The organism is Aquabacterium sp. (assembly GCF_021768455.1).
Lineage (GTDB): Bacteria > Pseudomonadota > Gammaproteobacteria > Burkholderiales > Burkholderiaceae_C > Aquabacterium.
In genome coordinates this window covers 1-23,130 of sequence record NZ_JAIZVX010000059.1, presented here as the reverse complement: position 1 = coordinate 23,130, position 23,130 = coordinate 1, and the positions used below count along the sequence as shown (strand labels likewise).

The 23,130-nt window shown below is 68.1% G+C and carries 19 protein-coding genes and 1 pseudogene; 12 read left to right on the top strand and 8 right to left on the bottom strand.

What is annotated here, in order from left to right; genetic code table 11:
- A pseudogene (locus tag QZ994_RS09665) lies at positions 1-123 on the bottom strand ((Fe-S)-binding protein); the annotation flags it as partial.
- 309 nt (positions 124-432) lie between these two features.
- Here QZ994_RS09665 and QZ994_RS09660 point away from each other — a divergent pair.
- Together QZ994_RS09660 and QZ994_RS09655 are read left to right on the top strand one after the other, a co-directional pair.
- Positions 433-1,218, top strand: a complete 786-nt coding sequence (locus QZ994_RS09660) for an FCD domain-containing protein (RefSeq protein ID WP_290871227.1) — start codon at positions 433-435, stop codon at positions 1,216-1,218.
- A 111-nt stretch (positions 1,219-1,329) separates the two neighbouring features.
- Positions 1,330-1,629, top strand: coding sequence for a hypothetical protein (locus QZ994_RS09655; RefSeq protein WP_290871226.1), 300 nt, complete (start codon positions 1,330-1,332; stop codon positions 1,627-1,629).
- A gap of 28 nt (positions 1,630-1,657) precedes the next feature.
- On the opposite strand, the gene QZ994_RS09650 is transcribed toward QZ994_RS09655, so the two are convergent.
- From QZ994_RS09650 to QZ994_RS09640, 3 genes are all read right to left on the bottom strand, one after another.
- A complete protein-coding gene (locus tag QZ994_RS09650; RefSeq protein WP_290871225.1) occupies positions 1,658-3,163 on the bottom strand; it encodes a CapA family protein in 1,506 nt (501 codons plus the stop codon).
- Positions 3,164-3,205: 42 nt separating this feature from the next.
- Entirely contained in the window at positions 3,206-4,636 is a 1,431-nt protein-coding gene (locus tag QZ994_RS09645) for a hypothetical protein (RefSeq protein WP_290871224.1), read from the bottom strand.
- A gap of 66 nt (positions 4,637-4,702) precedes the next feature.
- The gene (locus tag QZ994_RS09640; RefSeq protein ID WP_290871223.1) at positions 4,703-6,247 is read right to left on the bottom strand and encodes an NAD(P)/FAD-dependent oxidoreductase; all 1,545 of its coding nucleotides are present in this window, start codon (positions 6,245-6,247) and stop codon (positions 4,703-4,705) included.
- Between the two features lie 208 nt (positions 6,248-6,455).
- On the opposite strand from QZ994_RS09640, the gene QZ994_RS09635 reads away from it, so the two are divergent.
- A complete protein-coding gene (locus QZ994_RS09635) occupies positions 6,456-7,457 on the top strand; it encodes an AraC family transcriptional regulator (protein WP_290871222.1) in 1,002 nt (333 codons plus the stop codon).
- Between the two features lie 63 nt (positions 7,458-7,520).
- Entirely contained in the window at positions 7,521-8,849 is a 1,329-nt protein-coding gene (locus tag QZ994_RS09630) for an Hsp70 family protein (protein ID WP_290871221.1), read from the top strand.
- A gap of 31 nt (positions 8,850-8,880) precedes the next feature.
- Here QZ994_RS09630 and QZ994_RS09625 read toward each other — a convergent pair whose 3' ends face one another.
- Positions 8,881-9,522, bottom strand: coding sequence for a response regulator transcription factor (locus QZ994_RS09625; protein WP_290871220.1), 642 nt, complete (start codon positions 9,520-9,522; stop codon positions 8,881-8,883).
- Between the two features lie 484 nt (positions 9,523-10,006).
- Between QZ994_RS09625 and QZ994_RS09620 the strand changes: the two genes are divergently transcribed.
- Genes QZ994_RS09620 through QZ994_RS09610 form a run of 3 tightly spaced genes read left to right on the top strand, consistent with a single transcriptional unit; the run spans position 10,007 to position 12,992 of the window.
- Positions 10,007-11,833 carry a methanol/ethanol family PQQ-dependent dehydrogenase gene (locus tag QZ994_RS09620; protein WP_290871228.1) on the top strand — a complete coding sequence of 609 codons (1,827 nt, stop codon included), beginning with the start codon at positions 10,007-10,009 and terminating at the stop codon, positions 11,831-11,833.
- Positions 11,830-12,453, top strand: a complete 624-nt coding sequence (locus QZ994_RS09615; RefSeq protein ID WP_290871219.1) for a pentapeptide repeat-containing protein — start codon at positions 11,830-11,832, stop codon at positions 12,451-12,453. Before QZ994_RS09620 ends, QZ994_RS09615 begins: the two co-directional genes overlap by 4 nt.
- Before the next feature lie 23 nt (positions 12,454-12,476).
- Positions 12,477-12,992, top strand: coding sequence for a c-type cytochrome (locus QZ994_RS09610; RefSeq protein WP_290871218.1), 516 nt, complete (start codon positions 12,477-12,479; stop codon positions 12,990-12,992).
- Between the two features lie 14 nt (positions 12,993-13,006).
- Here the strand turns inward: QZ994_RS09610 and QZ994_RS09605 are convergent, their stop codons facing one another.
- Both QZ994_RS09605 and QZ994_RS09600 read right to left on the bottom strand, forming a co-directional pair.
- Positions 13,007-14,395: a sensor histidine kinase gene (locus QZ994_RS09605; RefSeq protein WP_290871217.1), complete on the bottom strand. Its 1,389-nt coding sequence runs from the start codon at positions 14,393-14,395 to the stop codon at positions 13,007-13,009.
- Complete coding sequence (locus tag QZ994_RS09600) at positions 14,392-15,057, bottom strand: response regulator (RefSeq protein ID WP_290871216.1); 666 nt, start codon at positions 15,055-15,057, stop codon at positions 14,392-14,394. The genes QZ994_RS09605 and QZ994_RS09600 overlap by 4 nt, the downstream gene beginning before the upstream one ends.
- A gap of 230 nt (positions 15,058-15,287) precedes the next feature.
- Here QZ994_RS09600 and QZ994_RS09595 point away from each other — a divergent pair, with 230 nt between their 5' ends.
- From QZ994_RS09595 to QZ994_RS09580, 4 genes are read left to right on the top strand one after another with little or no spacing between them, the layout of a single operon-like run.
- Positions 15,288-16,370 (top strand): porin, encoded by a 1,083-nt coding sequence (locus QZ994_RS09595; RefSeq protein ID WP_290871215.1) that lies wholly within the window; start codon positions 15,288-15,290, stop codon positions 16,368-16,370.
- Between the two features lie 60 nt (positions 16,371-16,430).
- Positions 16,431-17,516 carry an ABC transporter substrate-binding protein gene (locus tag QZ994_RS09590; protein WP_290871214.1) on the top strand — a complete coding sequence of 362 codons (1,086 nt, stop codon included), beginning with the start codon at positions 16,431-16,433 and terminating at the stop codon, positions 17,514-17,516.
- On the top strand, positions 17,513-19,255 hold the full coding sequence (locus QZ994_RS09585; protein ID WP_290871213.1) for an iron ABC transporter permease: 1,743 nt from the start codon (positions 17,513-17,515) through the stop codon (positions 19,253-19,255). The genes QZ994_RS09590 and QZ994_RS09585 overlap by 4 nt, the downstream gene beginning before the upstream one ends.
- Positions 19,256-19,264: 9 nt before the next feature.
- Positions 19,265-20,362, top strand: coding sequence for an ABC transporter ATP-binding protein (locus tag QZ994_RS09580; RefSeq protein WP_290871212.1), 1,098 nt, complete (start codon positions 19,265-19,267; stop codon positions 20,360-20,362).
- Here QZ994_RS09580 and aspA read toward each other — a convergent pair whose 3' ends face one another.
- Positions 20,363-21,820 carry an aspartate ammonia-lyase gene (aspA, locus tag QZ994_RS09575; RefSeq protein ID WP_290871211.1) on the bottom strand — a complete coding sequence of 486 codons (1,458 nt, stop codon included), beginning with the start codon at positions 21,818-21,820 and terminating at the stop codon, positions 20,363-20,365.
- 203 nt (positions 21,821-22,023) lie between these two features.
- On the opposite strand from aspA, the gene QZ994_RS09570 reads away from it, so the two are divergent.
- Positions 22,024-22,953, top strand: a complete 930-nt coding sequence (locus QZ994_RS09570) for a LysR substrate-binding domain-containing protein (protein WP_290871210.1) — start codon at positions 22,024-22,026, stop codon at positions 22,951-22,953.
- The last annotated feature ends 177 nt before the right edge of the window (positions 22,954-23,130 follow it).

Below are 23,130 nucleotides of genomic sequence, written 5' to 3'. Positions count from 1 at the left end.
CTGCGGGTAGTGCACGCGCACGCCTTCGCGCTCCAGCAGGGTGACCGCGTCCATGCCGGCGTCGGGCAGGAAGAGGTCGACCAGGCAGGTGGCGAAGAAGTAGACGGAGACCGGAGGGGTCATGGCGGGCGCAGTCAGAGGGCGGACAAGGTGAGAAAGCGGGTCCATCAGACCCTTCTCCCATCATTGGAAAATTGGTCAAACCAATTACCAGTGCAGTGGCCGTGACTTTATGCGCTCACAAAATGGCCCGTCAACGGCATGAATTCAGGGTTAACCCTGGCGATAGGGAAAATGAACAATGGTCTGACCAATTCATCCCATGGCCACACTGGGACTTGTGCGGCACATGGTCAGACCACATGGCACCGCCCCCCGGGTCTGCGCTATCGTGTCGCCTGCGTGGTGTTGGACCACGCTCACCGGCCCACCATGAACGACCCGATCCCGTCCAAGCCCCTGCCCCGCGTGGCCGTCACGCGCCTGTCTGACGCCATCGTCAAACAGATCGAGACCATGATCCTGGAAGGCAGCTTCAAGGCGGGCGACGCCCTGCCGCCCGAACGCAGCCTGGCGGAACAGCTGGGGGTGTCGCGGCCGTCGCTGCGCGAGGCCATCCAGAAACTGGCGGCACGCGGCCTGCTCGTGAGCCGCCAGGGCGGCGGCACCTATGTGTCGGACCAGCTGGAGGCCAGCTTCTCCAGCCCCTGGCAGAGCATGGTCGCCAGCCACCCCGAGCTGCGCCGCGATGTGCTGGAGTTCCGCCGCATGCTCGAAGGCAGCGCCGCCGAGTACGCTGCCGCCCGCGCCACCGCCGCCGACATGCAGCGCCTCAAGGCCCTGGCCGAGCAGCTGCAGGCAGCCTACGAGGCCAACGACCTGGGCACCCTCTCGAAAGCGGACGCGGCCTTCCACCAGGCCATCGCCGACGCGGCCCACAACGCCATGTTCACCCACCTGCTGGCCAGCCTGTTCACGATGATGCGCACGCACGTCCACGACAACATCGCCAACCTGTTCGAGGTGGGCACGGTTTCGGGCGAACTGCAGGCCCAGCACATGGCGATCTGGCAGGCCATCGAGGCCCGCGACCCGGCCGGTGCCCGCCGGGCCGCCGAGGCCCACATCGATTTCATCGACCTGACCCTGGTGAAGATGCGCGACGAAAGTGCCCGCGAAGCCCGCTCGCTGCGGCGCGAGCGCGGCGCCGCGGTCTGAGCGCAAGCGGCCAGGAATGGGGCCCGGCGCCCCCGCTGTTTCCCGCATTGCGAAGGCAGCTGCCACGGGATGATGCCTGGGCGGCCCAAGGGGGGCCGAACGGAGCACGATGTGAAACCAATGATCTGGTGTGGCCTGGCCCTCGCCACCATGGGGTGGAGCACGGCTGGCGACGCGGCAGCGCTGGAATTGGACCCACCCCGCCTGGCTGCCGCAGCCCAGGCCCTGCCAGGCAACCGCCTGTCGCCGTCCGCCACGCTGCAGGAACGGACCCAGAGGGCCTCGGTCAAGAACGTGTTGCGCTGGAAGCGCCTGCGCCTGACCATGAGCACCGACGTCGCCCTGCCCGGCGGCACCCTGAGCGAGGCCCCCGCCGGCTCGTTGCCACCGCTGCGCCTGGCCTTGCGCTGAGGCTCGGCCTCACTCGGCGCGCGGGTTGTCAGCGCGCCACGGCCGCGGCCGTCACCGGACGCGGCACCCCAAGCGGGTCGATCTTCAGCGTCTCCATGTGCCAGGCCGTCACGCCCTGGCGGTTGACCTCCAGCCACAGCAGCGCGCCCGTGTTGTTCAGCGGCGAGCTGAAGCCATCGAACACGGCATTGCCCAGGCTGTAGGCAATGGGCTTGCCCTGGTAGACCTCGGTGTCCTGTACCAGGTGCGGGTGTGTGCCCACCACGGCATCGGCCCCGGCCTCGATCAGGCGGCGTGCCAGCGCACGCTGGCGCTCGTGGGCCTGCTCGTCGCCCTCCGTGCCCCAATGGAGATAGGGGATGACGATGTCGGCCTGGGCGCGGGCGGTACGCACGTCGTGCAGCAGCTGCGCGTCTTCGGCCCAGGCGATGCCCGGCGTGGTGTCACCCGCTTCGAAGCGGCGCGGGAACATCTCGTTGGCCGCCAGCAGCGCGATCTTCAGGCCCTTGCGCTCGACGATGCGCACGCGGTGGGCCTCGCGCAGGTTGTGCCCGCCGCCCACATAGGCCAGGCCGGCACGGTCCAGGCGGTCGAGCATCTCGGCGAAGGCGGCCACACCGTAGTCGCCCGAATGGTTGTTGGCCAGGGAGACCAGGTCGACGTGGCGCTGCAGCACGGGCAGCGCACGCGGGTGGGCGCGGAAGGTCCAGGGTTTGGCCAGGGCCTTGCCACCGCGGGCGATCACGCACTCGAGGTTGGCGATGCGGAGGTCGGCCTCGGCCAGGCGGGAGGCCACATGGGCAAAGGGGTCGCGCCCCTGGCGGATGACCCGGCCAGGCCCATCGGCCAGCATGACATCGCCCAGCCAGGCGATGCGCACGGTGGGGCCAGCCGGGGCCACGCCCGCCGCCTGCGCCACCGGACGTGGCGCGGGCCGCAGCGCCGGTGGCACGGCCTCGATGGTGGCGTCGGCCTCGGCCGCGCCGGGCGGGGTTTGACCCGCACCGACCACCGCGCAACCCCAGTCCAGCTCACGCCCCAGGTGGGGCGAGTAGACCCGCTGCCAGCCGCTCAGTGCAGGCCGCCAGCGCTCGCCGGCCTGCAGGCGAGCGCCGGCCATGGCCAAAGGCTGGGACCAGCTCACCTGCTGCAGCACGGTGGGACCGTCTTCGGTCTCGGTGTCGATCAGGGTGACGGTGGCCTGCCACCCTTCGCCGCCCTCGCCCCAGGCCACGGTCTTGACGCGGAAACGGTCCGGGAAGTCCACGGTCTGGCCTGCATAGGGATCGGGCTGAAACGGGGCGCGCAGCAGTGCGGTTTGCCCGGCCAGGCGCAGGGCACAGAGCAGCTCTGGCGGCTCAGCCGTGGGCGCCTCCGCCCCCCAGGCGGGCCCGATCAGCCCCAGGCAGACGCCGAGGGCCAACCATGGCCGACGGGCCGCGTGCAGCCCGGTGCGCACCGCACGGCCCCGCCAACCGGCAGGCTGGGGCTTGGAGGCAGCGGACAGGGAGGGCGGGAGGCGGACGGGCAACATGGCGGAGAGTCTAGGCCCCGCAAGCGCCGCCCGCCAGTGGCCTCACTGGCGCTGGCCTGTGAAGCTGCCGCCCCCCGTGCGGCCACTGACCGGCAGATAGGCCCAGGTGCCGGACAAGGCCCCCGTCGCGGCATTGACGTTGCCCGCAAAAGTGGCCAGCCCGGCCTGACCGCTGGCCGCGTTCAGCTCGACCTGCCCGCTGGCCGACACCTGTCCCTGGACGGTGAAGTCACCCGCGATGGCCGAGCGGCCGTCACCCAGGATGCGCCCATCGGAGGCGACCACCACGGAGAACACGCCGGTCTCGCTGCCACTGAAGGTGCCCTCATAGGTGCCAGCGTAAGCGGCCAGCTGGGCGGCCTCCAGGTCGATCACCCAGCATTCGTTCACGGTCACATCCACACCCTGCGTCTGCACCTGCACGGTGGGGCTCAGCGCCGCGGGGGCAAAGCTCACCGCCGTGATGCCGTGCAGACCGGTGGCCTTGACGGGGATGCTGAAGCGCCCCTGGGCATCGGTGTAGGCCTGGCTGCTGCCCAGGTAGTCGACACCTTGGTTGAGCACCTGCAGGCCGGCGCCCACACGCTGACCGTTCTGATCCTGCACGCAGCCATTGACCACCACCGTGTCGTAAGACTGGTCGGCGTTCCAGGTGCTGAAGTGCGAGACGGTGCCCACGTACATCGGCGCGCCCGTGCCGGCATCGTCGGCCAGCGTGGCGCTGCCTTCCTGCACCCACAGACCGGTGTCTTCGTTGAAATGGAACAGCGGGATGGTGGTGGGCAGGGTGCGGCCCTCGGCCTTCACGGCCGGAATGCGGATCACCGCGGTCTGGCCACTGGCCAGGTTCAGGCGGCTGCCATCCGCGTCGTTCAGTTCGACCTGCAGGGCACCAAAGGATTCGATGGCCCCCGTGGCAGTGCGGTAAGCACCCGGCATCAGGGTCAGGTCGGCCGAGGGGTCGATCGGGGTGATCTGCACCGTGGCCTGGCCCTGGGGGCGGCTGCCATCGGGGCGGACCAGGCTGTTCGCATTGAGCGTCAGCACGACCTCGGGTGCGGCACTGCCGCCGGTGAAGGACTGGGCCTGAGCGGGGTTGAAGGTGGTGCTCAGGGCCACGGCCTGCAGGGTGGCAGGCACCTGCACCGTGCTGCCGGCGGCGGGGACCTGCTCGGCCACGCCGGTCTGGCGGGCGTAGCCAGCGAGGCTGAACTGCACCACGGTGCGGGCTGCGCTGCTGGCGCTGGCCTGCAGGCTGTAGCGGCCCTCGGCGTCGGTGGTGGCCTGCACGCCGTTGTGGGTCACGGTCACCCCGGCCAGCGGGGCATCGGCGGTGTCCACCACCTGGCCTGTCACCGTCACGGTGCCCGCGGGCGGTTCACCACCGGTGGTGGGCGCATCGGCCCCTCCCCCACCGCCACACGCCGTCAGGCACAAAGACAAGGCCGCAGCCGACCACCATCGTTTGAACATCGAGATCCTCCGGGATTTGTTGGTGTGTCGAGGGTGACACACAAGCCGGGCCCGGGTCGCCCCCCCTCAGGAGGGAGTAAGAAGGTGCGCCGCATCGGGGTTCAGGGCCGCCGACGGCCGGCAGGTCACGAAGCGGTAGTCGGCCTCGTCAACGCGGCGCGTGGCCAGCCAGTAGCGCCAGGTGCTCTTGGGCCAGATCGCGAAGTTGATGCCCTCGGCGGTCTGGTACCAGCTCTTGCATCCCGAGTTCCACACCGTGCCCTGCAGGGCCTGGGTCATCTCCCCCAGGAAGCGCGTCATGGCCTCGGGCTTGACGTCGAGGTAGTCCACGCCCTTGTCCTTGACCAGCTTGATGCACTGGAGGATGTAGTCCACCTGCGCCTCGATCATGAAGATGATGGAGTTGTGGCCCAGGCCGGTGTGCGGGCCCACCAGCTGGTACATGTTGGGGTAGTTCGAGGTGGTGATGCCCAGGTAGCTGGTCGGGCTCGTCTTCCAGTCTTCCTGCACGGTGTGGCCATGGAGGCCGCGCAGCTCGAAACGCTGCATGTAGATGCGCGGGTCGACGATGAAACCCGTGCCCAGGATGATGGCGTCAAGCGGGCGCTTGCGGCCGTCGGAGGTGACGATGCCATCGGGCGTGATCTCGCGGATGCCCTCGGTCACCAGCTCCACATTGGGGCGATTGAAGGCCGGGTACCACTTGTTGGAGATGAGGATGCGCTTGCAGCCCAGGGTGTAGTCGGGCGTGAGCTTCTTGACCAGCGCCGAGTCTTTCACCTGGTAGGCGATGAACTTCTTCAGGGCGGCCTCACCGATCCTGGCCATCCAGGGGTTGAGGATGGGCCACACGCGGGACTCGTTCGTCCAGTAGCAGCGCCAACGGTGCAGGGTGCGCGTGAAAGGCAGGGCCGCGAACATCGCCTTGCGCAAGCCCGAGTAGCGGCGCTCGTCACGCGGAATCACCCAGGCCGGCGTGCGCTGGAACACATGCAGCTGGCCCACCTGGGGCGCGATCTCGGGCACGTACTGGATGGCCGAGCCACCCGTGCCGATGGAGGCCACGCGCTTGCCGCGCAGGTCGTAGCCGTGGTCCCATTCGGCCGAGTGCATGACCTTGCCCTGAAAGCCCGTCAGGCCCTTGATGTCGGGGATGGCGGGCACGTGCAGCGGCCCCGAAGCCAGCACCCAGTGGCGCGCCATGATGGTCTCGCCCCCGGCGGTCTTGATCACCCAGCGGCCTGTGCCCTCGTTGAAGACGGCGCTCACCACCTCCTGGTTGAAATGGATCTTGGGGCGCAGACCGTGCTTGGCCACCGTGTCGAGGATGTACTGCTGGATCTCGTTGTAGGGCGCGTAGCGCTTGCTCCAGTCGGCCTTGGTCTCGAACGAATAGGAGTACATGTGGGACTGCACGTCACAGGCGGCACCGGGGTAGTGGTTGTCGCGCCAGGCGCCGCCGACCTCGCCTTTTTTCTCGAGGATGAGGTAGTCGTGGATGCCGTGCTTTTGCAGCTGGATGGCCATGGCGATGCCACCGAAACCGGCGCCGGCGATGGCCACCTCAACGTGGCGAACAGGGGAAGAGGAGGGCTGGGGGCTTTGCGTCATGGCTGCACCTTCGGTGTCGGTTGGGAAGGCCCGCTGCCTGGGCACACCAGGCAAGGGGATGTCTCCTGAACATGGCGCGATGGTGCGGGGCCAGCCCGGGGGAGGCCATGCTAGATTCGACCGACAAATTGATCGTTTCGGCCAACGTTGGGCCCAAACCGGGCCGTTTGCGGGTTAACCCCGGCCGCCCGATTGATGTGGATCAACCATGAGCACCCGTTCCATCCTCGGCCTGATCTACATGGTCCAGGGCCTCAAGCAGCTGGGCGAAGACCCCGAACCCGTGCTGCAGCGCCATGGCCTGCGCCTGGACCAGCTCGACCCCGGCACCCGCATCGAGCGCGCCCGCGAACTGCGCCTCTACGCCGACCTGGCCGAGGGCCTGCATGACCCGCTGGTGGGCCTGCGCCTGGGCGGCTTCTACGGCCTGGCGGGCTACGGGCCGCTGGTGATGCTGCTGATGACCTGCGCCAACGCCTGGGAGGCCTTCCAGCTGGGCATCCGCTACCAGAAGCTCACCTACCTCTTCGGCACCCTGCGCATGGAGCCGGGCGAACGCCAGAGCGCCCTGATCCTCACGCCCATGCCCATGACGCCGCAGGCCTTTCGCTTCCGGGTCGATGGCGAGGTCTCGGGCACCTACAAGATGGTGCGCGACATGCAGGCCAGCCTGGGGCTGGACATCCGCGCCGAGCGCATCGACATGCCCTACCCGCGCCCGCCCGAGGCCGCTGCCTACGAGGCCTACTTCGGCTGCCCGGTGCGCTTTGGCGAGCACGAGGCCCGCTTCTGGCTGCGCAACGAGCACCTGCAGATCCGCTTCCCCACGGCCGACGCCTCGGGGCACGCCCTCTACCGCAGCATGTGCGAACAACAGCTGCAGGCCCAGGCGCAGACCGACGACACCCTGGCCGAGCGCGTGCTGGCCCACCTGGGCCTGTTCAGCGGGGACTTCCCCGGCATCGAGGCCGTGGCCCGGTCTTTCGAGATGAGCGAGCGCAGCCTGCGCCGCGCCCTGCGCGAAGAAGGCCACGGCTTCCGCGACCTGCTGGCCCAGGCGCGTTATGCCAAAGCCCGCCACCTGCTGCAGCACAGCAGCCAGCCGGTCGAGGCCATCGCCCAGCAGCTGGGGTATGCGGAATCGGCCGCCTTCATCCACGCCTTCCAGCGCTGGGCCGGCATGAGCCCCGCCGCCTGGCGTGTGCGCTGAGCCGGGCCTTGCCCTAGAATCTCGCGCCCTGCTGTCCCCTCATCGGCCTCGCGGCCCGCTCCCATGACCTACTGCGCCATCGACTTCGGCACCTCCAACTCGGCCATTGCCATCCCCGGCGCGCAAGGGAGCGCGCACGGCATGCGCCTGGTGCCGCTCGAAGGCGAACACCTGACCATGCCCACGGCGGTGTTCTACTGCACCGACGCCGACGACCTGCCGGCCGGCACCTGGCGCGGCACCCACATCGACGACAGCCTGCCTCGCACCTTCGGACGCGCCGCCGTGAAGGCCTACATCGACGGCTACGAAGGCCGCCTGATGCGCTCGATGAAAAGCATCCTGGGCACCGCCCTGGTCGACCAGACCACCGAGGTGGGCAATGGCCTGGGCGTGAAGTACCTCGACATCATCACCGGCTACCTGCGCCGCCTGCGCAGCCTGGCCGAGGCCGCCGGGGGCCAGTCGCTCGACCGCGTGGTCATGGGCCGCCCCGTCTTCTTCGTGGACGAAGACCCGGAACGCGACGCCGCCGCCCAGGCTTCGCTGGCCGCCGCGGCCCACGCCGTGGGCTTCAAGGACGTGGCCTTCCAGTTCGAACCGATTGCCGCGGCCTTCGACTACGAGCAGCAGGTGCAGGGCGAAGAGCTGGTGCTGGTGGCCGACATCGGCGGCGGCACCTCGGACTTCTCGGTGGTGCGCGTGGGCCCCGAGCGCATGCAGACCCTGGACCGCCGCAGCGACATCCTGGCCAACCACGGCGTGCACGTGGCCGGCACCGACTTCGACCGCCGCGTCTCGCTCGCCAGCGTGATGCCGCCCCTGGGCTACGGCGCCTTCGGCCCCAGCATCAAGGGGCAGGAGCCCCGCCCCGTGCCCAGCCGCGTCTACTTCGACCTGACCACCTGGCACCTGATCAACACCGTCTACCAGCCCCAGCGCACGGCCGAGCTGCGCGCCATGGCCGACTTCTACGGCAACCCGGTGCACCACCAGCGCCTGATGAAGGTGGTGCGCGAGCGCCTGGGCCATGCCCTGGTGGGCCGCGCCGAGGCCGGCAAGATCGAGGTGGCCACCGGTGGCCGCACCGACATCTCGCTGGAGCTGATCGAAAAGGGCCTGCACAGCCCGCTGGACGCCGAGCAGATGGCCCAGGCCCTGCGCGACGACCTCGGCCGCATCGTGCAATGCGCCAAGGACACGGTGGCCATGGCCGGCGTGGCGCCCGAGGCCATCCACGCGCTCTACTTCACAGGCGGCTCGACCGGCCTGGGCCTGCTGACCGACCAGCTGGAAGCGGCCTTCCCGAAAGCGCGTGCCGTGCGCGGTGACCGCCTGGCCTCGGTGGCCACCGGCCTGGGGCTGCACGCTTCGAGGCTGTTCAGGGGCTGAACCAGGCGCGTGCCCGCGCACCCCATCGGTCTCACTCGCCCTGCAGCTCCAGCAGCCCGTGGCGGGCGGCCAGCCGAAAGAGCTGCAGGTCGCTCTCGATGTGCAGCTTCTGGCGGATGAGCGAAAGGTGGTTGAAAACCGTCTTGGGGCTCAAGTGCAAGCGCGCAGCAATCTGCACAGGCACGACGCCATTGGCTGTGAGCCGGAAGATATCGAACTCACGTGGCGTGAGCTGGGCCAGCTCGTCTCCGCCCACCACCACATGACGAGCCAGGGCCTCGCTCACGTCTGACGAAAACACCTTCTGGCCCAGCGCCACCTTGCGAATGGCCGCGACCATCTCCATGGGTTCGGTGTTCTTGGTGATGTAGCCCAGAGCCCCGTTGCGCAAAGCCTGTGTCACATAGTTGACGTGGTCGTACATGCTGAACACCAGCACACGCAGGTACGGATGGCGAGCCACCAGGCGGCGAATGGCTTCCAGTCCACTGCTTTCGCGCAAGGCGAGGTCCATCACCACCACGTCAACATCGTTGTCTCGCAACCAGGCGGCGGCCTCCTCGGCACTGCTTGCCTCGGCCACGACACACAGCCCTTGCTCTGCATCGATCAGACGGCGATACCCGGTTCGCACGACAGCATGGTCGTCCACCAGCATCACACTCAAGCTCATCTTGGTCTCCTCGCTCTTTGCGCATTGTCGGCAAATTTGGGGCCCTCGCAAGCGAGCCGTCCGGTTGATGGCGGTGGCTGTGATGTCCTTTTGCGCAGGCCAGGAACGCAGCCTGTTCCATCACGGCACACCTCGGCGCTTCGACGGTGACACCACTGAAGCCAGAAGGCCGGGTTAGCCCGCAGCCGAACCCAAGCCCCGTCGCCCGACAAGCCCGATCGCAAGCCACTTCTCCCGCGCCAACAACGCCACAGCCCGCGGGTCTTCCGTGCCCATGACAGGATGCTTCGCAAGACGGGAAGACTTCCCGCGTCGATCGGGAAGGACTCCTGGTTTTGCCTTGGATGCGGGCACAGATGCTGCCCTCACGGTATCGCGGCACCTGCCGCAGACCTTTCCAACACCCATACGGAGACACGCCGTGAGCGCACCTGATACCGCCTTCACTTCCCACGCACTGCGCGCTGCCTGCGCCGCACTGATCATGTCCCTGAGCTCACTGAGCCCCACGGCACAAGCCAGCAAGGTGAGCTGGGACGACATCGTCAACGACGACAAAACCACAGGTGACGTGCTGACCTATGGCCTGGGCGTCAAGGCGCAACGGCACAGCACGCTCAAGCGCTTGAACGCCGGCAACGTGGAAGCCCTTGTGCCAGCCTGGAGCTTCTCGTTTGGCGGAGAAAAGCAGCGCGGCCAGGAAAGCCAGGCCCTGGTGCATGACGGTACCATCTACGTCACGGGCTCGTACTCACGCATCTACGCCATCGATGCCAAGACCGGCAAGCGCAAGTGGGAGTTCGAAGCCCGCCTGCCCGAGGACATCCGCCCCTGCTGTGATGTGGTCAACCGTGGCGCGGCCATCTATGGCAACAAGATCTTCTTCGGCACGCTGGACGCCCAGATCATTGCCCTGGACAAGGACACGGGCAAAGTGGTGTGGAAGGAGAAGTTCGGCGACCACCGCATCGGCTACACCATGACCGGCGCCCCCTTCATCGTGAAAGACCAGAAGACCGGCCGGGTGCTGCTGGTGCATGGTTCGTCGGGTGACGAGTTCGGTGTGGTGGGCTACCTCTTTGCACGTGATCCAGAGACTGGAGACGAGGTCTGGGCACGCCCGCTGGTGGAAGGTCACAAAGGTCGCCTCAATGGCAAGGACAGCACCTTCACGGGTGATGCCAAGGCACCCTCCTGGCCTCGCGACAAAGACGGCAAACTGGTTGAGGCCTGGAACCATGGTGGCGGTGCACCTTGGCAAACCGCCAGCTTCGATGTGGAGACCAACACCATCGTGATCGGCGCCGGCAACCCCGCGCCGTGGAACACCTGGGCCCGCACCAAAGAAGGCGATGACCCTCGCAACTGGGACAGCCTCTTCACCTCCGGCCAGGCCTATGTCGACGCCAGCACAGGCGAACTCAAGGGCTTTTTCCAGCACACGCCCAACGACGCCTGGGACTTCTCTGGCAACAACTCGGTGGTGCTGTTCGAATACAAGGACAAGAACGGCAAACTGGTGAAGGCCAGTGCACACGCAGACCGCAATGGCTTCTTCTTCGTGACGGATCGGACCAAGCTGGCAACTGGCGCAGGCTACCCCAACAAGCCCACGTCGCTGATTGGCGCGTGGCCCTTCGTGAACGGCATCACCTGGGCCTCAGGCTTCGACCTCAAAACGGGCCGCCCGATCGAAAAGGGCAACCGCCCACCTCTGCCCAAGCCAGGCCAGGAAAAGGGCGAGTCGGTCTTTGTCTCACCGCCATTTCTGGGCGGCACCAACTGGCATCCCATGTCGTACAGCCCGGACACGGGCTTGTTCTACATCCCCGCCAACCACTGGGCCATGGACTACTGGACTGAGAACCTGAGCTACAAGGCAGGCAACGCTTACCTTGGCCAAGGCTTCCGCATCAAGCGCCTGTTTGACGACCACGTGGGCACCCTGCGCGCCATCGATCCCAAAACGGGCAAGATCGCATGGGAGCACAAAGAAGCCTTCCCTCTGTGGGCGGGCACCCTCACCACCGCCGGCAACCTGGTGTTCACCGGCACCTCGGATGGCTTCCTCAAAGCTTTTGATGCGAAGACCGGCAAAGAATTGTGGAAGTTCCAAACCGGCTCTGGTGTCGTGTCGGTGCCCATCACCTGGGAGCAAGACGGTGAGCAGTATGTGGGCGTCTCCAGCGGTTACGGTGGTGCGGTGCCACTGTGGGGCGGCGACATGGCCGACCTGACCAAACAGGTCAACCAGGGCGGCTCGTTCTGGGCCTTCAAGCTGCCCAAGGCCATCAAGACGGCACAGCGATGAGCCGCTCCGCCCAAGCCTTCCTCACCAGCGTGGTGACGCTGGTGACCGGCCTGGGCGGCCTGCTTGACCTGGGTGGGCTTCACCTTGCTTGGGCTGCCGATGCGCCCGAGCTGCCTCCCACCCTGGTCATCAACGGCTGCCCGATCTGGCCTTACACACGCTGCCCTGGGGCCGACCTGCGACATGCCAACCTCTCAGGGCAAAACCTCGCCGGGGCCGACCTCCGTGGCGCGTTGATGGCCAGGGCCGATCTGCGCAACACCAATCTCGCCGGGGCCCACCTCGATGGGGCCGACCTCAGTGGTGCACGACTGAACAAGGTCAATGCGCCCGGCGCATTTTTCAAGGGCGTCAACTTCACAGGCGCCGACCTGGAGTTCGGCCGGTTCATGCGCACGGACCTCAGCGGATCGAACTTCACAGCGGCCAACCTGGAGGCCGTGCGCATGAACTTCGCATGGCTGGAGGGGGCCCGCATCGTCAACGCCAACCTCCAAGAAGGTAAATTCGTGACCACCAACCTGCGCCGAGCCACCATGGCAGGCAATGTGCTGCGCTACGCCATTTTCCCCGACGCCGTCTTCGATGGCTGTGACGGCTGCCCGGAGGACAGGCAGTGAGCGGCCCCGCCCAGCTCCGGGCAATGCCCAACATCCTGAGCCGAACGCTGGCTTGCACACTGGCTTGTTGGGCCGTGGGGTCGGCCACCGCTTTGGCCCAGGGCCTCGATGGCGTCGCCCGCGAGGACGACATCGTGTTGCCCCAGTACGACGCCAGCGTGCTGCCCCCACTGGGGCCCGGCTGGCGCGAACGCAACCCCTACCGCGATACGGACAGAACCACCGGCTCGGTCGAGATCGTGACCCAGGGCCGTCGCATCTTCAACCAGAGCTGCGCACGCTGCCACGGTGTGGATGCCAGTGGCCTGGGGCCAGCGCCCGACCTGCGACGCATCGGCCTGGCGTGCCGCAGGGTGCCCGAACCCGAACTCCAGGCCCGCTGCGAAGCCGATGCAGACCACCACTTCCTGAGCTCGGTGCGCCACGGCAAGGTGCGCGTGGGCATCACCCACATGCCCCCCTGGGAGAAGGCTTTGTCGCAAGAGGCCATCTGGGCACTGCGCAGCTTTGTCGAACAGGCCCCCGCGACGAAACGTTGAGTCCAGCACTCAACTCAAGGCCAAGGCGGGGAAGCTGGCCAGTCCACCGTCACGCACAGCCCGATGCCATCGGGCCCCTCGCTCAGGCTGACCTGGGCGCCGTGGGCCTGGGTGATCTCGCGCACGATGGCCAGGCCCAGACCGCTGCCTTCGACCTGGGCCGATCCCGGCATGCGGTAGAAGCGGTGAAAGACCTTGCTGCGCTCGGCCTCCGGGATGCCCGGCCCGGTGTCGCGCACGCACAGGCGCACGGCCGCGCCCCATGACACCGAGACCGTGACACTGCCACCGGCCGGGGTGTAGCGCAAGGCGTTGTCCAGCAGGTTGACGACGAGCTCCTTGAGCTGCGCCGGATGCCCCCAGACCTGGGCCCGAGCCGGATCGGGCGCCTCAAAGCCCAGGTCGATCTGGCGGGCCACGGCCAGGGGCGAGAGTTCCATGGCCACCTCGCGGGCCAGCGCAGCCAGGTCCACGTGCGTGCGCTCGCGGGCCAGGCCATTGACCGCTTCGGCGCTGGACAAGGCCAGCAGCTGGTTGGTCAGGCGGTGGGCGTGGCGCACGCTGTGGCCCAGGCCCTGCAGGGCCTGGCGCATCTCGGCCGGGTCGCTCTGGCGCAGGCCGTAGTCGATCTGGGTGCGCAACACGGCCAGCGGCGTGCGCAGCTGGTGGGCGGCATCGGCCACAAAGCGCTTGCGCGCCTGCAGCATGGCGGCGATGCGTTCCATGTGGTGGTTCACCGCGTCGATCAGGGGCTTCACCTCGGCCGGGATGCCGGTGGTCGCCACCGGGGTGAGGTCGTCCTCGGCGCGGCGGGCAAAGGCCTGCCCCAGGCGGGTGAGCGGCTGGAGCGCCCGCGTGATCGTCACCCAGATCAGCAAGATGCCCACGACCACCAACAGGGCCTGGCTGCGCAGGCCATCGTAGAAGAGCTCCTTCGACAGGGCCGAGCGCGCGTCCACGGTTTCGGCCATCACGACCAGCACGCTGCTGGCATTGGCCTGCTCCGGGTCGTAGAGCTTTTTGCGCACGACCACCACCCGCACCGGCTCGCCCCGGTAGACGGCGTCACCGGCCACCGCGTCCTGTGCGGATGGGCTCAGGCGGGGCAGGTCTTCGTAACCGGTGATGACCTCGCCATCGGGCCAGAACACGCCGTAGAACACGCGCTCGTTGGCGCCATCGCCCAGCACGTCGAGCGCCGAGTAGGGCAGGTCGACGATGACCTCGCCGTGGTTGGAGTAGGTGCGCTCGGCAATCAGGTGCGCCGACGACATCAGGCCCCGGTCGTAGGCGCGGTTGACCGTCTCGCGGGCGTTGCGCTGCCCGTACCAGGCATTGAGGCCCAGCAGCAGGATGATGGGCGGCAGCAGCCAGCGCGCCACCCGCTGGCGCAGGCTGATCACGGTGTCTCGCTGAGCAGGTAGCCCAGGCCGCGCAGGGTGCTGATCTGCGCGCCCGAACCATCGAGCTTCTTGCGCAGGCGCGAGACGTAGCTCTCGATGGCCTCGGGGCGGGCCTCGGCGTCCATGTCGAAAACCTTTTCGAAGAGCAGTTCACGGGCCACCGGCCGCCCCAGGCGCGCGACCAGGGCCTCCAGCACGGCCAGCTCGCGCGGCGTGAGGGCCACCGGCTGGCCATCGAGGCTGACCAGGCGGCTGCTGGTGTCGATCTCCAGCCGCCCCACGCGCACGGTGGGCACGCGGCCCACGCCCCGGCGCAGCAGGGCCTTGATGCGGGCCTCCAGCTCGCTGAGCTCGAAAGGCTTGACGAGGTAGTCGTCGGCGCCGAGGTTGAGGCCGCGCACGCGGTCTTCGGTGCTGCCCAAGGCCGTGAGGATGAGCACCGGCAGGCCGCTGCCCCGCGCGCGCAGGCGGCGCAGCACCTCCAGGCCATCGATGCCGGGCAGCGACAGGTCGAGGATCAGCAGGTCGTAGGGCTGGGTGAGCAGGGCGTGGTCGGCATGGTCGCCGCGGCCCATGACGTCGACCGCATGGCCGCCCTGGCGCAGGGCCTTGGCCAGCCATTCGGCAAGCTCTTCCTGGTCTTCAACGAGCAGCAATCGCATGGGGTGAACCTCGGCGTGACGTGGCGGTGGGGCACTGCGGCGCGCGATTTCAGCACACATCGCCACGGCTGTCAGTGTGGATTGCCGCAGCTGTGTCCGTCCACCTCGGTGTTTACCCGGGACGCGCGCCACCCTGCCGCGATTGCCAGAAAGTTGACAGCCTGGCTCGCAATCATCCGTTCCGCCTGACCAGCTTCCTCCCCTCACAACAGGTCAATGGAGACAAACGGATGACAGTTCGCACCCCTCTCGCCCTGGCCGTGGCCTGTGCCGCCACCCTGCTGGGCCACAGCGCCGCGCAGGCCCAGACCAGCACCGTGTCGGTCTACGGCATCGTCGACGCCGGCATCGAGTACCGCACCCAGAACAACGCCAAGGGCGATGGCCAGTGGCGCCTGAACTCGGGTGGGCTCAACACCTCGCGCCTGGGCTTCAAGGGCACGGAAGACCTCGGTGGCGGCCTGAGCGCGCAGTTCAACCTGGAGAGCGAAGTGGTGCTCGACAGCGGCGCCACCGGCTCGGCCTTCTTCGGCCGCCAGGCCTGGGTGGGCCTGGAAGACAAGGACCTGGGCGGCCTCGCCTTCGGCCGCATGTCGACCGCCATCTACGACTACACCCTGGCCCACGACTTCATGGGCTACGCACCGCAGTACTCCTGGTTGACGGCCACCGCCTCGGTGCCGGCCACCGGCTTCACCAGCCGCATCGGCAACGCCATCCGCTACAGCAACAAGTTCGGCGCCTTCAAGGTCACGGCCAACGCCGGCCTGGGCGAGGTCGCAGGCTCGCTGAACGCCAACACGCAGCGTGGCGTCTCCGTGGGCTACGAGGCCGGTGCCCTGTCGGCCCAGCTGAGCTACGACGACGCCCGCACCGCGGCCACCGAAACGGCCACCACCTCCACCTCGAACCGCAGCCTCATTGCCTCGGGCAGCTACAAGCTCGACACGGTCAAACTCTACGGCGGCGTGCGCGCCACACAGCGCAAGCCCGTGGGCACCGTCAGCGCCAGCAACCCGCGCTACCGCAGCGACCTGTTCTGGTTCGGCGCCAGCGCCCCGCTGAGCCAGGCCATCACGGCCTTTGGCGGCGTCTACCTCGAGAACAAGCACGGCACCAGCTCCGACCCGGTGATGCTGGCCGGCAAGCTGCACTACAACCTCTCGAAGCGCACCTGGCTCTACGCCACGGCCTCGGTGGCCCGCGCCAAGTCGGACGATGGCACGCAGACCCTGACCGGCGTCTTCCGTGACCAGACCCCGGTGAGCGGCCACCAGACCGGCATCGGCTTCGGCATCCAGCACCGCTTCTGATCGGCCCAGGCGAGGCCTGCGGGCCCGCCGCCCTTTCCACGCCCCCCCAAGGAGACACTGATGAACGCTCGCTTCACGCGCCGCACCCTGGTGCTGGCCGCCGCCCTGGCCGCCAGCGGCTTCGGCAGCCTGGCCCAGGCCCAATCGGCCGCCGACATCGCCAAGGCCAAGGCCGAAGGCACCGTGGTCGTCTACAGCACGACCGACCAGAAGCAGATCTCGCCCCTGCTCAAGGACTTCGAGGCGCTCTACCCTGGCCTGAAGGTCGAGTACCACGACATGAACTCGACCGAGGTCTACAACCGCTTCATCTCCGAGAGCGCGGTGGGCCCCTCGGCCGACGTGGTGTGGTCCTCGGCCATGGACCAGGCCGTCAAGCTGGTCAACGACGGCTATGCCCAGCCCTACAAGCTCAGCGACAGCAGCAAGCTGCCCGACTGGGCCATCTGGAAGAACGAGGCCTTCGGCACCACCTACGAGCCCATCGGCTTCGTCTACAACAAGCGCCTGGTGGACGCCGCCGAGGTGCCCAAGACCCACGCCGACTTCGCCCGCCTGCTCGTCGGCAAGGCCGACAAGTTCAAGGGCAAGGTCGTGACCTACGACCCGGAGAAGTCGGGCATCGGCTTCATGCTGCACAGCCAGGACGCCCTGGCCAACAGCGCCGGCTTCTGGGCACTGGCCCGCGCCATGGGCCAGACCGGCCTGCGCGTGCAGTCCTCCACCGGCACCATGCTGGAGCGCATCGCCTCGGGCGAAAACCTGATCGGCTACAACATGCTGGGCTCTTACGGCCTGGTGCGCGCCGCCAAGGACCCGAGCATCGGCGTGGCTTTCCCGCAGGACTACACCCTGGTGATCAGCCGCGTGACCTTCATCGCCAAGCAGGCCAGGCACCCCGCGGCCGCCCGCCTGTGGGTGGAGTACCTGCTGTCGCAGCGCGGTCAGAGCCTGATCGCCAGCCAGGCCGATCTGTTCGCCATCCGCAGCGACGTCACGGGCGACACCACCATCAGCGGCCTGCAGGCCACGCTGGGCAAGTCGCTCAAGCCCATCCCCATCGCCCCGGCCCTGCTGACCTACCTCGACCAATCCAAGCGGCTTGAGTTCCTCAAGCAGTGGAACAGCGTGAAGGCACCGAAATGAGTTCGCCCACCACCGCCCTGCCCAGCCTGACACCCCCGCGTCAGGACCGTGCCGGCCGCCGAGCCCGGCTGCCGTTTTCCACCCCGCGCATCGCGGTGGTGGGGCTGCTCGCCCTGGTCGTGCTGACGCCGCTGCTGCTGATCCTCTACCAGAGCTTCCTCTCCGGCGCCTTCTTCCTGCCCGGCGCGCACGCCACCACCGCGTCCTTCGCCTTCATTTTCGAAGACCCGGACTTCTACACCGCCGCCCGCAACTCGATCCTGATCGCCATCGGCATGGCGGCCATTTCACTGCCCCTGGGATCGGCGCTGGCCTTCCTGATGGTGCGCACCGACATGCCCGGCCGCCGCTGGCTGGAGCCCCTGCTGCTGGTGCCGGTGTTCATCTCGCCGGTGGTGCTGGCCTTCGGCTACGTCGTCGCCATGGGCCCGGTGGGCTTCATCTCGGCCTGGGCGCGCCAGCTGCTGGGCGATGTGCCCTGGAACATCTACTCGCTGCTGAGCATCGCCATCGTGGCCGGGCTGACGCACGTGCCACACGTCTACCTCTACGCCTCATCGGCCCTGCGCAACCTGGGCTCCGACGTGGAAGAGGCCGCACGCATCAGCGGCGCCAACCCGCTGAAGGTGGCCCTGCACGTGAGCGTGCCCCTGGTGGCCCCGGCCCTGCTTTATGCCGGCGTGCTGATCTTCTTCCTGGGCTTCGAGATCTTCGGGCTGCCCCTGGTGCTGGGTGACCCCGAAGGCCACCTGGTGCTCACCACCTACCTCTACAAGCTGGCCAGCAAGCTGGGCACCCCGGCCTACCACCTGATGGCGGCCGTGGCCGTGTGCATCATCGCCGTGACCCTGCCCCTGGTGCTGCTGCAACGCGCCCTGCTCAAACACGCCAACCGCTACGCGTCCATCAAAGGCAAGGCCGCACGCCAGCGTCCACTGATGCTGGGCCGCTGGCGCTTCGTGGCCATCGGCGTGGTGTTCACCTGGCTGCTGTTCACGGTGCTGATCCCCCTGGCGGGCGTCACCCTGCGCGCCTTCGTGTCGAGCTGGGGTGAGGGCGTCCACATCCTGGAGGTGCTGACCCTGGACAACTTCCGCGCCGTCTTCGACGACGGCACCATGGTGCGCGCCATCCTGAACTCCATCCTCATCGGCACCGTGGGCGGGGGCCTGGCCGTGGCCTGCTATGCCGCCGTGGGCCTGGCCGCCCACCGCAAAAGCGATGGCCTGGTCCGCATGATCGACTACCTGGTCATGACGCCCCGTGCCGTGCCCGGCCTGCTCGCCGGCCTGGCCATCTTCTGGGTCTTCCTCTTCGTGCCCTTCCTGAACCCGGCGCGCAGCACCCTGATCAGCATCTGGGTGGCCTACACCGTGGTGTGGCTGGCCTATGGCATGCGCCTGATCCAGTCGGCCCTGCTGCAGGTCAGCCCCGAGCTGGAAGAGGCCGCCCGCCTCACCGGGGCCAGCGCGCGCCGCGTCATCACCGACGTGACCCTGCCCCTGATCCGCAACGGCCTGCTCGCTTCCTGGCTGCTGGTCTTCATGATCTTCGAGCGCGAGTACTCCACCGGCGTCTACCTGCTGTCGCCCGGCACCGAGGTGATCGGCTCCGTGCTCGTCTCGCTGATGGGTGCAGGGGCGGTCGAACTGGTGGCCGCCCTGTCCCTGATCAACATCGTCCTCGTTGGCGCTGGCCTGGCCATCGCCCTGCGCTTCGGCGTCAAACTCCACGATTGAGTGCCCACCATGTCCCACACCCCCGTTGATTCCAGCGCCGCTCCCACCGTGCTCAGCGTGCAGGACCTGCACCTCAGCTATGGCAGCAACCCCATCCTGCAAGGCGTGTCGATGAACCTGCGCCGCGGCGAGGTCATCTCCCTGCTGGGCCCCTCGGGCAGCGGCAAGACCACGCTGCTGCGCGCCGTGGCCGGCCTGGAGCAGCCCCACGCAGGCCAGATCACCATCGCGAACAAGCCCGTGTTCAACGGTGCTGCAGGCCTGGAAGTGGCCGCCGAGCACCGCAACCTGGGCCTGGTCTTCCAGAGCTACGCGCTGTGGCCCCACAAGACCGTGTTCGACAACGTGGCCTACGGCCTGAAGCTGCGCAAGGTGAGCGCCGCAGAAACGAAGGACCGCGTCAGCGATGCCCTGAAAAACCTGGGCCTGGGCCACCTGGCCGACCGCTACCCGCACCAGCTCTCGGGCGGGCAGCAGCAGCGCGTGGCCATCGCCCGCGCACTGGTCTACAACCCACCGGTGATCCTGCTGGACGAGCCACTCTCCAACCTCGACGCCAAGCTGCGCGAAGAGGCCCGCGCCTGGCTGCGCGAGCTCATCATCCGCCTGCAGCTCTCGGCACTGGTGGTGACGCACGACCAGGGCGAGGCCATGGCCATGTCCGACCGCATCCTGCTGCTCAACGGCGGCAAGATCGAGCAACAAGGCTCGCCCACCGAGATGTACGCCCGCCCGAACTCCCTGTTCGTGGCCGGCTTCATGGGCACCAACAACACCTTCAAGGGCCGCATCGAAGAACGCCGCGCCGACGACATCTGCCTGCGCTTTGGCGACAGCACCCTCTGGGGCAAACGCTGCGGCGCGCAAGAGGCGCAGGCCGGTGCCGAGGCCACGGGCGTGGTGCGAGTGGAGCGCATCCACCTGGCCGATGGCCCCGGCCCCAACCGCATCCCCATGGAGCTGGTGACCTCCATGTACCTGGGCGACCGCTGGGAGTACGTGCTCGACAACGGCAGCACCATGGTGCGCGCCCACGGCCGCGAGCCGATCGCGGCGGGCCCACGCTGGGTGGAGATCCCGCCGGAGCAGCTCTGGGTCTTTGCCTGATCAGGCCGCCAGCTTGCTCAGGGCCTGCGGCGCCGTGAGCTTGAAGGGGCTGAGGATGTCGTCGAGCTGAGCCTGGTTCAACAGCCCCTTGGCCAGCACGATGTCCACCACGCGCTCGCCCGTGGCATGGGCCTGCAGCGCCACCGCGGTGGCGTTCTCGTAGCCGATGTAGGGGTTGAGCGCGGTCACGATGCCGATGGAGGCCTCGACGCTGGCCAGCATGCGCTGCTCGTTGGCCGTGATGCCGCTCACGCAGCGCTCGGCCAGCACCAGGCAGCCCTGACGCAGGTGGGTCACGCTCTTGAAGATGCTGTGCGCGATGATGGGCTCGAAGGCATTGAGCTGCAGCTGGCCGGCCTCGGCCGCGAAGCTCACGGTCACGTCGTTGCCGATCACCTCGAAGGCGATCTGGTTGACCACCTCGGGGATCACGGGGTTGACCTTGCCCGGCATGATGCTGGAGCCCGCCTGCATGGCCGGCAGGTTGATCTCGCCAAAGCCGGCGCGCGGGCCGCTGGAGAGCAGGCGCAGGTCGTTGCAGGTCTTCGAGAGCTTCACCGCCACACGCTTGAGCACGCCCGAGAGCTGCACGAACCCACCGCAGTCCTGCGTGGCCTCGATCAGGTTGGGTGCGGTGCTCAGCGGCATGCCCGTGAGCTCGCGCAGGCGCTGCATCACCTTGGGCGCGTAATCGGGGTGGGCCGTGATGCCCGTGCCGATGGCGGTGGCGCCCAGGTTCAGTTCGCACAACAAGGCCTGGGCCTCGCGCAGGCGCTGCTGGTCTTCTTCCAGCATCACGGCATAGGTGCTGAACTCCTGGCCCAGGGTCATGGGCACGGCCTCCTGCAACTGCGTGCGCCCCATCTTCAGCATGCCGGCGAACTCGGTGGCCTTGGCCTCGAAGGCCGCGCGCAACACCCCCATGGCATCGATCAGGCCCTGCAGGCCGATCTGCGTGGCCACCTTCAGCGCGCTGGGGTAGACGTCGTTGGTGCTCTGGCCAATGTTGACGTGCTCATTGGGGTGCAGGTGCTGGTACTCGCCCTTGGCATGCCCCAGGATCTCGAGGGCGCGGTTGGCGATCACCTCGTTGGCGTTCATGTTGGTCGAGGTGCCGGCACCGCCCTGGATCACGTCGATCGGGAAGTGCTCGTGCAGGCGACCGGCGCGCAGCTCTTCGCAGGCCTGCACGATGGCGCGGCAGCGCTCGGCGTCCAGCCAGCCCAGCTGGTGGTTGGTTTCGGCGGCGGCCTGCTTGATCCACGCCAGGGCCTGGATCAGCTCCGGGTAGGTGGAGATGGGCGTGCCGGTGATGGGGAAGTTCTCCAGGGCACGCAGCGTGTGCACCCCGTAGTAGGCGCTGGTGGGCACATGGCGCTCGCCCAGCAGGTCGTGCTCGATGCGGGTGGCGGCCAGGGTGGCGGGAGAGACGGCGGGGGTGCCGATCGTGGCGGTCATGGTGTGATCCTTGAGGTGTCGGACGCGGCAGGGATGGCGCCGCGTCTGAGGCCTCACTCTGAGCCGCCCCGCCCGGCCCGGCAACCGTCATGCCGATCACGCATAACCCCAGCGAATTTCGGCATGGGCCCCGGCCACCACCCGGCCCGGCATTAAGCTCAGGGCGATTCAGGCCCCTTCAGCACCCCGCAGGACCCCTCGACATGCACATCAAGTGGCTGGAAGACTTCCTCAGCCTCGCCGACCGCCGCAGCTTTTCCCAGGCTGCCGAAGAGCGGCACATCACCCAGTCGGCCTTCAGCCGGCGCATTCAGTCGCTGGAAGAGTGGCTGGGCGTCGAGCTGGTCGACCGCAGCGTGCACCCCACCAGCCTCACCTCGGCGGGCTGGATGTTCCGTGGCCTGGCCGCCGACATCCTGCGCCAGACCTACGCCGCGCGCACCCTCATCAAGGGCAAGCAGTCGCTGGACGCCGAGCCCGAGCTGGTGCACTTCGCCATCGCCCACACCCTGGTCTTCAACTTCTTCCCGGGCTGGCTCAAAACCCTGACCGACCAGTTCGGCCCCCTGCCCGCGCGCGTGCTGGCCGTGAACGTGGCCGAAGGCGTGAGCAAGCTGGTCGATGGCGAGGTGGACATGCTGATCGGCTACCACCACCCCCTGCTGCCCATGGTGCTCGACCCGGTCAGCTACCCGCACCTGGTGCTGGGCCACGACCGCCTGCAGCCCTTCTGCGTGCCCGATGCCAACGGCCAGGCGCGCTACCCGCTGCCGGGCAAGCCCGAGGCCCCGCTGCCCCTGATGGGCTACGCGGCCGGGGCGTTTTTGGGCAATGTGATGGAGGCCATCCTGCTGGGCGCCTCGCAGACGGCGCACCTGCGCCCCGCGTTCGACAACCACATGTCGGAAGCGATCAAGGCCATGGTGCTGGCCGGACACGGGGTGGGCTGGCTGCCGCAAAGCTGCGTGCAGCACGAACTGCACGACGGGCGGCTGGTGAGCGCGGGCGCGCCCCACTGGGGCACGACCATGGAGATCCGGCTCTACAGCCACGCCCACACGCCCAACCGATGTGCCGAGCGCCTCTGGCAGGCGCTGGCAGGCGCGGCCAAGGTGGCCGCCGCCGGGGGCTGATCAGCCCTTGCTGGACTTGGCCTTGGCCGCTTCGAGCGCCAGGGCCAGCGCCGACTTGGGCGCATTCGGGTTCACCGGGCGGGCGCTGTGCTCGGCGCGGGCACCGCCACGCTCGCCACCACGGCCTCCGCGGTCGTCACGGCCTTCCGGGCGGCGGTCGCCACGGGGGCGGTCACC